Consider the following 14,330-nt stretch of genomic DNA (forward strand, 5'->3'; position numbering starts at 1 on the left):
CTACTCGGCCGATTCTGCTTTCACCAGGTCTTCATTGCTGGGACGTTCACCGGTCCACGACACCTGGAGCACACCAAGTGGTTCTGACTGATCGAATGCTACCGCCCGCGCTCGATACAGCTCGAGCAGCGCCAGGAAGCGGCCGACGATCTCGATCGGCGCTTGGCAATCGGCCACCAGCGCCGAGAACGACGCCCACTGACCGCTGCCGCGTGCCTCCAGCAGCCTCAGCAACACACCGGCCTGCTCGGGCACCGACACCATCACCTGATGCAGATGCTCAGTGCCCACGGTCGGAACCGGGCGCGGGGTGAATGCCGCCGCCGCGATCTGGGCGAACGTCTCGGCGTCGACGCCCAACATCACCTCGGGCAGCAGGTTGGCGAAGCCGTCCTCCAGCGAGACCGCGCGCGGATAGCTGCGCAGCGCGGCGGCCTCCAGTTCGGCGAACATCTGCGCCACATGCTTGAACGCCCGGTACTGCAGCAGCCGGGCAAACAGCAGGTCGCGGACCTCCAGCAGCGCCAGGTCCTCTTCGTCGTCGACCTGTCCGGCAGGCAGCAGCCGGGCCGCCTTGAGATCGAGCAGCGTGGCGGCGATCACCAGAAACGCCGTGGTCTCATCCAGCTCCAGCTGCGCGCCGACTTCACGCGTGTAGGCGATGAAATCATCGGTGACCTGGTGCAAGGCCACCTCGGTGACGTCGAGGCGATGCGCGAAGATCAACTGCAGCAGCAGGTCGAACGGACCTTCGAAGTTGGTCAGGCGAACGCGGAAACCGGTGGCGGCCGTTTCGGTGTCGGTCTGGGCGTCGGTACTCACGCGCCGAATCGGTCGATGACTTCGCGGGCCAGCGCGCGGTAAGCCAGCGCACCGCTGGACTTCGGGGCCCAGGTGGTGATGGGCTCCCCGGCCACGGTGGTCTCGGGAAACCGGACCGTGCGGGTGATCACCGTGTCGAACACCAGGTCGCCGAAGCGCTCCACCACCCGCGCCATCACCTCCCGGGAGTTGACCGTGCGCGGATCGTAACGGGTCAGCAGGATGCCGCTGATCTCCAGCTTCGGGTTCAGCCGGTCGCGGACCTTCTCGACGGTGTCGGTCAGCAACGCCAGCCCGCGCAGCGAGAAGTACTCGCATTCGGTCGGGATCACCACCCCGTCGGCACACGCGAGGCCGTTGACGGTGAGCAGGCCCAACGACGGCTGACAGTCCACCAGCAGGTAGTCGTAGCGGTCCAGCACCGGGCGCAGCGCCCGCGCCAGCGAGTGCTCCCGTCCCACCTCGTTGACGAGCTGGATCTCGGCGGCCGACAGGTCGATGTTGGAGGGCACCAGGTCCAGGTTCTCGACGCGGGTCTGCATCAGCACGTCGTCGATTTCGACCCGCGGCTCCACCAGCAGGTTGTGGACGGTATGCGCCAGTTCGTAGTGCGGCACCCCCAGGCCGGCCGACAGCGCGCCCTGCGGATCCAGGTCCACCAGCAGCACCTTGCGGCCGTACTCGGCCAGCGCCGCGCCGAGGTTGATGGTCGAGGTGGTCTTGCCGACGCCGCCCTTCTGGTTGCACATCGCGATGACCTTGGCGGGGCCGTGTGTGGAGCGGGGCTGCGGCTCGGGGATGTTGCGCGGGGGACGCCCGGTCAAGCCGACGGCGGAGCTGTCGTCGTCGCTCATGGCCGAGTCGGCGTGGTCGTGGCGAACATCCGAAGAAGTCTAACCGGTGACCGACGCCCACACCTGCTACATGAACAGTCCGCCGCGGCGTGCCGAGCGCCATAAGATCGCAGCCATGAGCCTGAAACGACGCCTCCCCTTCCTGCGGTGGTCGTTCTTGCGGATGGCGACCGGCGGCCGCAACATCACCACCACCGGCCAGATCGGCGACGGCCGCGAAGCCGCCGCCGTCGATTACGTGCTGGCCCATGCCCGAGCCGGCGATATCGACGACGTGCTGGCCCGCATCGACGAGTTCGCCTACGAGAAGTCGCTGCTGATCAATATCGGCGACGAGAAGGGCGCCCTGCTCGACGCCGCGGTGCAACGGATCCAGCCGGCCCTGGCCCTGGAACTGGGCACCTACTGCGGCTACAGCGCCCTGCGTATCGCCCGCGCCGCACCGGCGGCCCGGATCTATTCGATTGAGCTGGCCGAGGCCAACGCCGACAACGCCCGGCAGATCTGGGCGCACGCCGGGGTGGCCGACCGGATCACCTGCGTGGTGGGCACCATCGGTGACGGCGGGCGCACCCTGGACGCACTGACCGCGCGGCACGGCTTCGCCGCCGGTGCGCTGGATTTCCTGTTCCTCGACCACGACAAGGACGCCTACCTGTCGGACCTCCAGAGCATTTTGGACCGGGGCTGGCTGCATCCGGGGTCGGTCGTGGTCGCCGACAATGTCAAGGTGCCGGGAGCGCCGCGCTACCGCGAATACATGCGGGCTCAACAGGGGACGCACTGGGACACCGTCGAACACAAGACCCACGTGGAGTATCAGCGTCTGCTGTCCGACCTGGTGCTCGAGTCGACGTACCTGGGGTAATTCCCTCCGCCGAGCAGTCGCGAAAGCCCCCTCCGCGGGGTGCTTTTGGGGGCTTACGCGTCTGCTCGCGCAAGAGAAACCGCGCGAAAGACCAGAAGAAACTAGCGGGCGCGGGGGTGGGCGCCGGCCCAGACCTCACGTAACGTGTTCGCCGTGACCAGCGTGTAGATCTGGGTGGTGCTCACCGAGGCGTGACCGAGCAGTTCCTGCACCACCCGCACGTCCGCGCCACCGTCGAGCAGATGGGTCGCGAACGAGTGCCGCAGCGTGTGCGGTGACACCTTCGCGGTGATCCCGGCGCGTTCGGCGGCGTCCTGCAGCACCTGCCAGGCACTCTGCCGCGACAGCCGGCCTCCGCGGGCGTTGAGGAATACCGCCGGGGTACCGCGCCCGCGCCTCGCCAAGTCCGGGCGGCCCCGCACCAGATAAGCGTCCAGCGCGGCCACCGCCGGCCGGCCCACCGGCACCAGCCGCTGCTTGCCGCCCTTGCCGCGCAACAGCACCGACCGATCACTGACGTCGACGTCGTCGAGATCCAGTCCGACCGCTTCCGAGATCCGCGACCCGGTGGAGTACAGCATCTCCAGCAACGCCCGGTTGCGCAGTGTCAGTGGACCGTCCGAGACGCTTTCTCCGCCGGCGCCGGCCAGCAGCGCCGACACCTCGTCGATGGTCAGGCTCTTGGGCAGTCGCCGCCCCGGCGTCGGCGGCTTGACGCCGCGCGCCACATCCATCGGCGCCATGCCCTCGGCGGCGGCGAACCGGTGCAGGCCCCGCACCGCGATCAGGGCGCGCCCGGCCGAGACCGCCGACAGCGCCGGTATGCCGTTCTCCGGGTCGCCGCGCCGCAGCGCCACCAGGAAGTCGGTGACGTCGCTCTCGCCGGCACGTGCCAGGTCGTCGACGCCGCGGGCCAGCAGGTGCTCGCTGTAGCGGCGCAGATCCCGCCGGTAGGAGCTCAAGGTGTTGGCGGCGACCCCCCGCTCGACCGTCAGATGATCCAGGTAGCCCTGCAGCTGCCCGCTCAGCGGATCGACCGGCTGCGCCGCCGCCGTCATGACGGGTTCTTCCTGGCGGCGAACGCGGTAGGCCGGTCGACCCACTCGGCGTCCACCGGGCGCAACGCCGTGAATCCCTGATGGTGCAGATAGGCCGCCAGGATCCCTGCCACCGCAAGGGCGTTGACGATCTCACCGCTGAACACCAGCTTGGCGGCCTCGGCGATCGGATACCAGCGCAGCGTGAGATCCGCCTCCTCGTCGTGCGCCTCCGGGCGGTCGACCGCCGAGAGGCCGGTGGCCAGATACACCCGCACCGACTCGTCGCTGAACCCCGGCGTGGAGTCGAGGTCGACGAGCACCTGCCAGGTGGTCGCCGTCAATCCGGCCTCTTCGACGAGTTCGCGGCCGGCGGTCAGGTGCGCCGCCTCACCGCCTAGATCCAGCAGTCCGGCGGGCAGTTCCCACAGCCGCCGGCCGAACGCGTGGCGGTACTGGTAGATCAGCGGGATGTTGCCGGCATCGTCCATGGCGACGACTCCGACGGCGCCGTAGTGTTCCACCACGTCGCGGGTGGCCGTAGTGCCGCCCGGCATCCGCACCTCGTCACGGCGCAGCGCGAAAATCTTGCCGCTGTGCAGCAGCTGCGACGAGGTGGTCTCGAAGACGTGGTCAGCCACGGGTTACATGTTCCGGCAGGGCTTCTTGCAGCGAATCGGCCAACGGCTGGGCGCTGCCGCCTCGCCCGTCTGCCCGGTGCTGGAGGTCGGCGGGCTCGTGGTGTTCGTGGTGCTGTTCGGGGATCTCCACCGGCAGCCGCTCGGCGGCCTTGTAATCCATGGCCGCACCGACGAACGCCGCGAACAGCGGGTGCGCCCGGGTCGGCCTGCTCTTGAGCTCCGGGTGTGCCTGGGTGCCCACCAGGAACGGGTGCATCTCGCGCGGGTACTCGACGAACTCCACCAGCTTGCCGTCCGGGGAGGTGCCGGAGAACCGCAGTCCGCTCTGCGCGATCCGGTCCCGGTAGGCGTTGTTGACCTCGAACCGGTGGCGGTGCCGCTCGGAGACCTCGGTGGCCTGGTAGGCCTCGGCCACAATCGAATCCGCCTCCAGCACCGCCGGATAGGCGCCCAGGCGCATGGTGCCGCCGAGGTCCGCCGTCCCGGCAACCGCGTCCTGCTGGTCGGCCATGGTCGCGATCACTGGGTCGGGGGTGTCCGGATCGAACTCCGCCGAGCTGGCTTGCGCGATCCCGGCGGTACGGGCGGCGTCGATCACGATGCACTGCAGGCCCAGGCACAATCCGAGCACCGGCAGCCCGTGGGTGCGGGCGTAGGCGATGGCGCCGATCTTGCCCTCGATGCCCCGGATCCCGAAGCCGCCCGGAATCAGCACGCCGTGCATCTCACCGAGCGCGGCAGCCGCCCCGGCGGGGGTGTCGCACTGATCGGAGGCGATCCAGTTGATCTCGACCTTCGCGTAGTGGGTGAAGCCACCGGCGCGCAACGCCTCGGTCACCGACAGGTAGGCGTCGGACAAGTCGATGTATTTGCCCACCAACGCGATTCGCACCGTCTCGTGGGGCTCGTGGACGCGGCGCAGCAGTTCGTCCCACTCGGTCCAGTCGACATCCTTGAACGGCAGGTTGAGCCGGCGTACCACGTAGGCATCTAGTTCCTCGCGGTGCAGCACCTTGGGGATGTCATAGATCGACGCCGCGTCCGGGGTGGAGATCACCCCGTCGACGTCGACGTCGCACATCAACGCGATCTTGTTCTTCAGCGGTTCGGGTACTTCGCGGTCACAGCGCAGGATCAGTGCGTCGGGGGTGATACCGATGCTGCGCAGCGCAGCCACCGAGTGCTGGGTGGGCTTGGTTTTGAGCTCGCCCGAGGGGGCAAGGTAGGGCACCAGCGACACGTGCAGGAAGAACACGTTGTCCCGGCCGACATCGTGGCGGACCTGACGGGCAGCCTCCAGGAACGGCTGCGACTCGATGTCGCCGACGGTGCCGCCGATCTCGGTGATGACGACGTCGGGCCGCCGGCCGTCGGCGTCCGGATCGGACATCGCCAGGATGCGCCGCTTGATCTCATCGGTGATGTGCGGGATCACCTGCACGGTGTCGCCGAGGTATTCGCCGCGGCGTTCCTTCGCGATCACCGTCGAATAGACCTGTCCGGTGGTCACATTCGCCGACCCGGACAGGTCGCGGTCGAGGAATCGCTCATAGTGGCCGACGTCGAGGTCGGTCTCGGCGCCGTCCTCGGTGACGAAGACCTCCCCGTGCTGGAACGGGTTCATCGTCCCGGGATCGACGTTGAGGTAGGGGTCGAGCTTCTGCATGGTGACCTGCAACCCGCGGGCGATCAGCAACTGACCGAGGCTGCTCGCGGTCAATCCCTTACCCAGTGAGGAGGCAACTCCACCGGTGACGAAGAGGTGCTTCGGCTCGGTTTGCGGGTGCTTTCGCAGTGGTGGCAACACCAACCTCCGTGACGACGGCGCAGGGATTGAGGGCCTGCCGACCCACGGAATCTCACCCTAACATCGAGAGCGGCCCGCGGCCGCTAACACGCCCAGCCACGCCCGGCCCCACCGACCGCGGCCGGCCCGCTACTGCGCAATGGTGACCGAGCCGGCGCCGTGCCCGATGCCGTACTGACCCGGGTGGCCGCCCTCGATGAGGCTGCTCATCGCCATCACCGTGGTGATCCGGCCCGACTCGACGTCGACGTCGTCGACCGTGCTGACGGCCGCGGCCACCGAGGAGTCGGTGCGGGCCATCGCGACCGCCGCAGTACCTGACGCGCAGCCGTCCCGGCCGGCCAGCACCGTCGCCGAGCCGTGCGGGGCCAACGCCGCGGCGAACCGGGCGACGCTCACCCCGGCGCTGCCGGCATCGTCGGGCAGGGCGCCACCGGTGATGACGACGGCCGCGTTGGCCGGCCCGAATCGCTGCTCGCGGTAGGTGATGAAGCCGGTGTCGCGCAGCGCGGCCAGCACCGTCGCGCGCTGCGGGTCATCAACGGGCCCGACGGCCGGGTCGCGATTGATCAGCAGCGCGATACCGAGCAGATCGCCGGCCTGGGCGCCCGAGTCGATGAGGTTGCTGCTCAGCTGGGCACCGGCCGGCACGATCCCGGACTCCATCACCGCGCGCAGTTTCTCCTCGGCGTTGCCGTCGACGAACTGCGTCGTCAACGCGACCGTTCCGGTGACGGTTCCGCCGGCCTGGCCGATGATCCGCGCCACCGCGTCGACGTCTTCGTCGGCGGCGTCGGGAGTCCGGAAGACGACCGCGGACTTGCCCTGCAGCGCGTCGCGCACGATGCGTGGTGCCATGGCCGCGTCGAAATCGTTTGCGTTGCTGAGCCGCTCACCGAGTGCGTTCTGCTGTTGGTGCAGCGTGTCGATCTGGGCGCGCAACTCCTGCTTGTCGGACTGCAGGCCGCCCATCAGCGGGCCCGACAGCAGCCCGGAGCCCAGCACGACACCCAACACCAGCGCCAGCAGCACGGCGGTCAGCGACATCGCGTGGTAACGAGGGGTGATCATCGCGGTACCCCGATCCCGTTACGTCACCCAGTGCCGCAGCCACTGCGACAGGTCGTGCCAGTAGTTGCTGAGCCATTCGAGCACCAGGGCGTCGGTCTGCGACACCCAGAGCGCGACGATGACCGCCAGCAGCATCGACAGCACCAGCAGCGCGATCGCGCCGGCGGAGATCCGGCTGCGGTACAGCGTGGCGACCGCGCGGGCGGCCACCAGCTTCTCGCCGACCTTGAGGCGGGTCAAAAACATCGACGGATTCGTCAGCTGACGGGTCCGGTCGAAGAACGTCTCGATGTTGGCGGTGTGCCCGGCCGTCACGAGCAGCGCCGCGCCGTGATGATCGGCCAGCAGCAACGCCAGGTCCATCGCGGACCCGGCCGCCGGGAACGTCATCGCGCCGACACCGAGGTCCTGGATGCGCTCGAGCCCCGGCGCGTGGCCGTCGGCGTCAGCGGGCAGCACCACCTGCGATCCGCACCGCAGCACTTCGGCGCTCATCTGATCGGGGTCGCCGACGATCAGCTGCGGCCGGTAGCCGGCCTTGCGCAGCACATCGGCTCCGGAGCCGATGCCGATCAGCACCGGCTGGTACTCCTTGATGAAGGGCTTGAGGCATTTCAGGTCGTCGGCGGCGTCGGGTTCGTCACCGACCAGCACCACGTGCCGGCGCCGCAGATCCACATCGATCTCGGGGATCCCGATCCCGTCGATGAGCAGCGGGCTCTCGCTGCGGATGAACTCGATGGTGTTGCCGGCGAAGGACTCCAGGTGCGCCACCAGCCCGCTCTTGGCCTCCAGCATCAGGTCGGCGATCTCGACGTCGCTGCGCTCGACGCCTCGTGCCAGCCGCCGGTCACCGGAGTAGACGGCGCCGTTGTGCAGCCGGATTTTGGCGCCGTCGCGGATCTTCTTGAACACCGTGGGTCCGGCTTCATCGATCAGCGTGACGCCGTTGGCGACCAGCACCTCGGGCCCGAGGTTGGGGTAGCGACCGGAGATGGACGCCGAGGCGTTGACGACACCGGCGATCTCGGCCTCCACCAAGGCGTCGGCGGTGATCCGGTCCAGATCGAGAATGTCGAGCACCACGATGTCGCCCGGGCCGACCCGCCGCAGCAGTCGGTCGATGTCGTGATCAACCCGGGCCGTGCCGATGACACCGGGCCGGGAGGTGTTACGAGACAGCAGCGCAGACATCTTCATGGCGGCGATTCTGTCCTCGAAACAGCTCAAAACCCGGGAGGCGCGCCGCAACAATAGCCTCAGAAGTTCAATTACGTCACAGTTGTCACACGGCCTTGGCGGCTTATCCGCCGCGGTCTACGTCCCGATCATCCCGGGCGGCGTCGAGCAATTCCCGCGCGTGCGCCCGGGCGGTGTCGGTCTCCCCCAGCCCGGCCAGCATCCTGGCCAGTTCGCCGACCCGCTCCTCATCCGTCAGCCGCCGCACCCCGCTGGCGCCGTCACTGCCGGTGGGCTCCACCATCAGGTGCACATCGGCGTAGGCCGCCACCTGCGGCAGGTGCGTCACCACGATGACCTGGTGGGTGCGGGCCAGCCGCGCCAGCCGCCGCCCGATCTGCACCGCCGCGCGGCCGCCGACGCCGGCGTCGACCTCGTCGAACACCATCGTGGTGCCGGCCGAGTCGCGCGACGACGCCGACAAGGACGAGGTGGCCAGCACCACCTCCAGTGCCAGCATCACCCGGGACAGCTCACCTCCGGAGGCGCTCTTGGCCAGCGGCAGCACCGTCATGCCCCGATGCGCGGCCAGCCCGAACTCGACGTCGTCGATGCCGTCGGCGCCGGCGTGCACCACCTGCCCCGAGGGCAGCCGCAGGGCGGCCGGGTCGTCGTCGGCGGCCGGGCTGTGGTGCACGCCGACGCTGAACTCGGCGTCGGCCATCGCCAGCCCGGAAAGCTCTGCGCTGACCGCCTTGGCCAGCGAGCCGGCCGCCTTGCCGCGCGCGGCGCTGAGATCGGTGGCGGTCTTGACCACCCGTTGCCCGAGCTCCTCGGCGCGATCGGACAGCGCCGCCAGTGCTTCTTCGGAGACGTCGAGTTGGGCCAGCCGCTCGCGCGACTCGGCCGCCCATGCCAGCACCCCGTCGACGTCGGCGGCGTACTTGCGGGTCAGCGAGCGCAGCTCGGCCTGCCGCGCCAGCTTGGCGTCCAGCGCGTCGGTGCCGGTGGGCAGTTCGTCGAGATAACCACCCAGTTCGCGGGCCACGTCGCCGACCACCGTGAGCGCCTCGCCGAGTTGGTCGCCCAGCGCCTGCAGAGCGCCGTCGTCGGTGCCGGTCAACGCCGTCCTTGCCTGCCCGAGCCGGTCGGTGGCCGAGGTGGGCGCGGTGGCCGCGTCATCGTCGGCGCCGCCTGCCAGGGCCGCCCGCGCGCCGGCCGCCGCGGCGCGCAGTGCGTCGAGTTCGGAGAGCCGGCGAATCTCGACGGTCAGCGCGTCGTCCTCACCGGGGCACGGGTCGACGTCGTCGATCTCGCGCAGCGCGAAGGTGAGCCGGTCGGCTTCCTGAGCCAGTTCCCGGGCGCGGTTGCGGCGGTCGATGAGGTCACGCCGCGCCGACAGCCAGGCCTCCCGCGCGCTGCGGTAGCGCTCCAGCCGGGCGCCGACCGCGGCGAACCGGTCCAGCGCACCGCGCTGTTCGTCGGGGCGCATCAGCCGCAGTTGGTCGTTCTGGCCGTGCAGCGTCAGCAGCCCGCCGGTGAAGCCGCTCAGCGATTTGGCCGGCACCCCGCGGCCACCCAGGTAGGCGCGCGACGGCCCATCGCGGCTGACCGAACGGGCCGCGATCACGCTGCCGTCCTCGTCGCGCTCGGCCCCGGAGGACTCCAGGAGCTCGTCGATCTGCGCGGCCGAGGCCGGTGCCAGATCAGCGGTGCAGAACCGGCCTTCCACCACGGCGCGGGTGGCCCCCGAGCGCACCCGGTTGGCGTCGGCGCGCGCACCGCCGAGCAGGTGCAGGCTGGTGACGACCATCGTCTTGCCGGTGCCGGTCTCCCCGGTGAGCACGGTCAGGCCGCGGTCGAATTCGGCGGTCGCCGCCTGGATCGCGCCCAGCGACTCGATGCGGATCTCAGTAAGCAACGGCCGGCACCGTCGTCACTGTCCCCGCCAGCCGGTCACCGGCAGCCGGAATTTGCGCACCAGCCGGTCGGTGAACGGGGAGCTGCCCAGCCGCGCCCACTTGACCGGTCTACCGCCTCGCTGCACCTCGAGCCGACCGCCGGCCGGCACCAACATCTTGCGGCGGCCGTCGCAGAACACCAGCGCGTTGTGTCCGTCGCTTTCAACCTCGATCGCGATCGTCGAGTCGGGGCTGGTCACCATCGGCCGGGCGAACAGCGCGTGAGCGTTGTTGGGCACCACCAGGATGGCGTCCAGGTCGGGCCAGAGCACCGGCCCACCCGCGGAGAACGCGTAGGCGGTGGACCCGGTCGGCGTCGACACCAGCACGCCGTCGCAGCCGAACGTCGACACCGGCCTGCCGTCGACCTCGAGGACGACACCGAGGACGCCCAGCCGGGGACCCTTCTCCATGCTGGCCTCGTTGAGCGCCCATCCGCGGTCGACGATCTCCCCGTCGGCGCGCACCACGACGTCGAGCGTCATCCGGTCCTCGACTCGGTAATCGCGGGCGATGACGTGGTCGAGGACCCCGTCGATGTGGTCGGCCTCGGCCTCGGCCAGGAACCCGATCCGGCCGAGGTTGACCCCCAGCACCGGGATGTCGGCGGTGCGGGCCAGTTCGGCGGCCCGCAGGAAGCTGCCGTCGCCGCCGAGCACCAGCACCAGCTCGCAGCCCTCGGCGGCCCGGTTGTCCGGGTCCACCACATCGATCTCGACTCCGAGGTCGCGCATGTCGTCGGGCGCCAGATGCAGCGAGCCTTTGTCGACGGCCTCGGCGGTCAGCACCCGCAGCGTGATGCCGTGGTCGCCCAACACCTTCTCGACACGGCGGGCGGTGTCGGTGGCTTCTTCCCGCCCGGTGTGCACCACCAACAGGACGGTGCGCTCGCCGTTCCCGCTATTCACTGGGGTCCCTTCGCGACGGCATCCTGGACAGCTGCATCCAGTGCGTCACCGCTTCGCGGTGCGGCGGCGGCGCGCAGGTGCAGAAAGTACTCGACGTTGCCCGACGGCCCAGGCAGCGGACTGGCGGTGACCGCGACGGTGCCCCAGCCGAGCTCAGCCGCGCGGTGCGCCACCGACAGCACCGCGTCGGCCCGCAGCCGCGGGTCCGACACCACCCCGCCGGCGCCCACCTGCGCTCGTCCCACCTCGAACTGCGGCTTCACCATCGGAACCATATCGGCGTCGGGTGACGCGCAGCCAGCCAGCGCGGGTAACACGGTGGCCAGCGAGATGAACGACAGGTCGGCGACGATCAGCTCGGCGAGCCCACCGATGATCTGCGGCGTCAGCCCGCGGACATTGGTGCGTTCGACCACCACGACGCGCGGATCGGTGCGCAGCGACCAGGCCAACTGGCCATAGCCGACATCGACGGCGACCACCCGGGCCGCGCCGCGGTCCAGCAGCACTTCGGTGAACCCGCCGGTCGAGGCGCCCGCGTCCAGGCACTGCCGGTCGGCGACGTCGATCCCGAAGGTGTCCAGCGCGCCGATCAGCTTGTGCGCCCCGCGCGACACCCAGCCGCGTTCGCCGTCGCCCACGACGGCCAGGGCCGCCGAGAGCGTCACGGCGGTCGCCGGTTTCACGGCGGGGATGCCGTCGATGGTGACCTTGCCGGCGCCGATCAATTCGGCGGCCTGCTGGCGGGATCGCGCCAGTCCGCGCCGGACCAGTTCGGCGTCAACACGCGCGCGCCGCGACATCGATGCCCTCAGCCCTTCTCCACCGACTCCAGCGCGGCGACCAACACCTCGTGGGCCGCTTCGAGCCGCTGCGCCAAGGCGTTGAGATCGCTGTGAGCCGGTAGTTCGGCCAGCTCGGCTTCCCCGGGCAGCTCGGCCAGCAAGGCCGCGATACGTTCCCGGACATCATCAATCTCACTGTTCATGGGTGCCACCAACGCTAGACGATGTCAGTTTGAGCCGGTGCGTGCCCCTCAGGGCCAGGTGCCGAGCAAGGACCAGTGTTGCAGGGCCTGCGCGGCGGTGTCATCGGCGGACTCGACGGTGAACGGGCGCCCGGCCAGATCGGCCTCCGCGACCGCCCCGGCCAGGGCCCGCACGATCGACAGGCCATCAGAGTCGTCTTCCTCGGGCTGCGCCGCGGCCACGGTGAGCGTCGTGCCGTCCACGCTGATCTGCCATTGCGGCTGCGGACCGATCGCCAGCCCGTCGGCGTCGAGATGTAAGGCCCGCAGGTCGTGGCCGATGTAGGTGGGCCGCTGCTCGGCGACCGCGCCGACCGCGTCGCGCGCCGAGTTGACGCCGGTGAGCACCATCAGGCTGGGCAGCGCGGCGGCGTTGGCGGCGGCGATGTCGGTGTCCAGCCGGTCACCGACCACCAGCGGCGCGTAGAACTCGCCGCGGGTCAGCGCCTCGGTGAGCAGCGCCGGACCGGGTTTGCCGGCCACCTGCGGTTCGGCGTCGGTCGCGGCCCGCAACGCGGCCACCATCGAGCCGTTGCCGGGCAGCAGGCCGCGTTCCGACGGCAGTGTCTTGTCGACGTTGGTGGTCATCCACATGGCGCCGGCCCTGATCGCCAGCGCCGCCTCGGCCAGCTGCGCCCAGCCGGTCTCGGTGGAGAGCCCCTGCACCACCGCAGCCGGCTCATCGGAGGCCAGCCGCACCGGTTCCAGTCCGGCGGCGGCGATCTCAGCGGCCAGCGATTCGGTACCCACCACCAGCACTCGTGATCCGGCGGGAAGCTGCTCGGCCAGCAGATGCGCGGCGATCTGGGCGCTGGTGGCGACATCCTCGGCGGCGGCGGTGAAGCCCAGCCGGTTCAGGTGTGCCGCGACCTCATCGGCGCCACGCGAGGAATTGTTGGTGATGAACAGGGCGCGGCTCGGTAGCTCCGCGAGGGTCTCGACGGCGCCGACGGTGGGTTCACCGCCGCGAAACACCGTGCCGTCGAGATCCAGCAGCAGACAGTCGTATTCGTCTGCCAGGGCCGCGCTGCCGCCGAGCTCGGCGATACGGTCCTCGACGTCGGTGACCCCGTCGACGTCGGCGGCGGCGGCCCGCAGGAACCATTCCACCGCCTCGGACTCTCGGCCTAGCGCCACCAGCGTCTCGGCATGCGCATAGTGCAGCCGCGCCACCGTCGACCCGGTGCGGTCGGGATCGACTGCCGGGGTCGAGAGCACCGTCAGCGCCTGCTCCAGCTGGCCCAGGTCGGCGCGCGCCCCGGCGACGACGATCCGCAGTTCGTCGGCCTCGTCGCCCTCCAGCTGGGCGGCCTCGTCGCCGGCGGCCAGCTCGATCGCCCGCTGCGGCCGGCCCATGCCGCGCTCACAGTCGGCGATCAGCGGCAACAGCGCGGACTTACTGCCCATGCGGCGTGCCGCCCGCAACTCGGCCAGCGCCTGTGCCCAGTCACCGCAGTGATAGGCGGCGATGCCGACCGCTTCGCGGACCGCGGTGATCCGCGTCGAGCGGGACCGGGCGGCCCGGGCGTGCCGAAGAGCCGCCGGCGGGTCGTCGTCCAGCAGCATCCCGGCGGCCACCAGATGACAGGCGACACCGTCCGCGGTGGCCCGGTTCAGCGTGCTCAGTTCCCGACGCACCTCCGGGGCCAGTTGCTTGGGTTCGATCCCGGGGGGAAGCGGTGGATCGTCGTAGCGCGCAGCCGGTTCCGCAGCGGCGGTATGCGGCGGCCGTGAGCCGCCGTCGTGGTCGCGCCGCGGTTGGCTGCGCCGATCCCGATCCGGTCCGCCGCCTCGGGGCGTGCGCCGCTGATCGCCGGTGGGTGTGCGCCGCTGGTCGCCAGCTCCCCGCCGTTGCTGCGGGCCGCGTTGGTCACGCCCGGCGCCCCCGCGCGACTGACCACGTCCGCCACTTGCTCTGTTGTCGACCACGGAAACCTTTCACCGTAAAACCTCATGTAAGGATACGGCCCGCCGCTAATAGTCCGGCTACTGCACCGACCCGCGCTCTGGTCACGCGTTTCGGCTCGGGCTGTTGGAAATGCCTGTGGCCCCCAATTGTTTTGGGGGCCACAGGGCTTTATGTTGTGTTCGGCGGTGTCCTACTTTTCCACCCGGTTGGGCAGTATCATCGGCGCTGACAGGCTTAGCTTCCGGG

Annotated in this window: 13 protein-coding genes and 1 pseudogene; 1 reads left to right on the plus strand and 13 read right to left on the minus strand. The window is 70.0% G+C overall.

Features of this window, described 5'->3' with window-relative positions; all coding sequences use genetic code 11:
* Together BST10_RS17640 and BST10_RS17645 are read right to left on the minus strand one after the other, a co-directional pair.
* Complete coding sequence (locus BST10_RS17640) at positions 1 to 822, minus strand: segregation/condensation protein A (protein ID WP_083039452.1); 822 nt, start codon at positions 820 to 822, stop codon at positions 1 to 3.
* The gene (locus BST10_RS17645; protein WP_083039454.1) at positions 819 to 1,676 is read right to left on the minus strand and encodes a ParA family protein; all 858 of its coding nucleotides are present in this window, start codon (positions 1,674 to 1,676) and stop codon (positions 819 to 821) included. The genes BST10_RS17640 and BST10_RS17645 overlap by 4 nt, the downstream gene beginning before the upstream one ends.
* A 115-nt stretch (positions 1,677 to 1,791) precedes the next feature.
* Between BST10_RS17645 and BST10_RS17650 the strand changes: the two genes are divergently transcribed.
* Positions 1,792 to 2,544 (plus strand): O-methyltransferase, encoded by a 753-nt coding sequence (locus BST10_RS17650; protein ID WP_083039475.1) that lies wholly within the window; start codon positions 1,792 to 1,794, stop codon positions 2,542 to 2,544.
* 101 nt (positions 2,545 to 2,645) lie between these two features.
* Here the strand turns inward: BST10_RS17650 and xerD are convergent, their stop codons facing one another.
* From xerD to BST10_RS23550, 11 genes and pseudogenes are all read right to left on the minus strand, one after another.
* Complete coding sequence (gene xerD / locus BST10_RS17655) at positions 2,646 to 3,602, minus strand: site-specific tyrosine recombinase XerD (protein WP_083039456.1); 957 nt, start codon at positions 3,600 to 3,602, stop codon at positions 2,646 to 2,648.
* Entirely contained in the window at positions 3,599 to 4,222 is a 624-nt protein-coding gene (locus BST10_RS17660) for an NUDIX domain-containing protein (RefSeq protein ID WP_083039458.1), read from the minus strand. Before BST10_RS17660 ends, xerD begins: the two co-directional genes overlap by 4 nt.
* Entirely contained in the window at positions 4,215 to 6,017 is a 1,803-nt protein-coding gene (locus BST10_RS17665; protein WP_083039477.1) for a CTP synthase, read from the minus strand. Before BST10_RS17665 ends, BST10_RS17660 begins: the two co-directional genes overlap by 8 nt.
* Positions 6,018 to 6,158: 141 nt before the next feature.
* Positions 6,159 to 7,100 (minus strand): copper transporter, encoded by a 942-nt coding sequence (locus tag BST10_RS17670; protein WP_083039460.1) that lies wholly within the window; start codon positions 7,098 to 7,100, stop codon positions 6,159 to 6,161.
* An 18-nt stretch (positions 7,101 to 7,118) separates the two neighbouring features.
* Positions 7,119 to 8,300, minus strand: coding sequence for a putative cytokinetic ring protein SteA (gene steA / locus BST10_RS17675; protein ID WP_013828789.1), 1,182 nt, complete (start codon positions 8,298 to 8,300; stop codon positions 7,119 to 7,121).
* Positions 8,301 to 8,403: 103 nt separating this feature from the next.
* On the minus strand, positions 8,404 to 10,200 hold the full coding sequence (recN, locus tag BST10_RS17680; protein WP_083039463.1) for a DNA repair protein RecN: 1,797 nt from the start codon (positions 10,198 to 10,200) through the stop codon (positions 8,404 to 8,406).
* Between the two features lie 15 nt (positions 10,201 to 10,215).
* Positions 10,216 to 11,148, minus strand: coding sequence for an NAD kinase (locus BST10_RS17685; protein ID WP_013828787.1), 933 nt, complete (start codon positions 11,146 to 11,148; stop codon positions 10,216 to 10,218).
* Complete coding sequence (locus tag BST10_RS17690; RefSeq protein WP_083039465.1) at positions 11,145 to 11,951, minus strand: TlyA family RNA methyltransferase; 807 nt, start codon at positions 11,949 to 11,951, stop codon at positions 11,145 to 11,147. Before BST10_RS17690 ends, BST10_RS17685 begins: the two co-directional genes overlap by 4 nt.
* An 8-nt stretch (positions 11,952 to 11,959) precedes the next feature.
* On the minus strand, positions 11,960 to 12,136 hold the full coding sequence (locus BST10_RS23360; protein WP_013828785.1) for a hypothetical protein: 177 nt from the start codon (positions 12,134 to 12,136) through the stop codon (positions 11,960 to 11,962).
* A 48-nt stretch (positions 12,137 to 12,184) separates the two neighbouring features.
* Positions 12,185 to 13,222, minus strand: coding sequence for an HAD-IIA family hydrolase (locus BST10_RS17695; RefSeq protein WP_109559573.1), 1,038 nt, complete (start codon positions 13,220 to 13,222; stop codon positions 12,185 to 12,187).
* Positions 13,211 to 14,104 (minus strand): annotated as a pseudogene (locus BST10_RS23550) (hypothetical protein); the annotation flags it as partial. The gene BST10_RS17695 and the pseudogene BST10_RS23550, both read right to left, overlap by 12 nt.
* Between the last annotated feature and the right edge of the window lie 226 nt (positions 14,105 to 14,330).

This window comes from Mycolicibacter algericus DSM 45454 (assembly GCF_002086455.1).
Lineage (GTDB): Bacteria > Actinomycetota > Actinomycetes > Mycobacteriales > Mycobacteriaceae > Mycobacterium > Mycobacterium algericum.

Coding starts and splice junctions, on each gene's coding strand:
- BST10_RS17645 (WP_083039454.1), bottom strand. CDS start 1,676: ATGAGCGACGACGACAGCTCCGCCGTCGGCTTGACCGGGCGTCCCCCG.
- BST10_RS17650 (WP_083039475.1), top strand. CDS start 1,792: ATGAGCCTGAAACGACGCCTCCCCTTCCTGCGGTGGTCGTTCTTGCGG.
- xerD (WP_083039456.1), bottom strand. CDS start 3,602: ATGACGGCGGCGGCGCAGCCGGTCGATCCGCTGAGCGGGCAGCTGCAG.
- BST10_RS17670 (WP_083039460.1), bottom strand. CDS start 7,100: ATGATCACCCCTCGTTACCACGCGATGTCGCTGACCGCCGTGCTGCTG.
- steA (WP_013828789.1), bottom strand. CDS start 8,300: ATGAAGATGTCTGCGCTGCTGTCTCGTAACACCTCCCGGCCCGGTGTC.
- BST10_RS17690 (WP_083039465.1), bottom strand. CDS start 11,951: ATGTCGCGGCGCGCGCGTGTTGACGCCGAACTGGTCCGGCGCGGACTG.
- BST10_RS23360 (WP_013828785.1), bottom strand. CDS start 12,136: ATGAACAGTGAGATTGATGATGTCCGGGAACGTATCGCGGCCTTGCTG.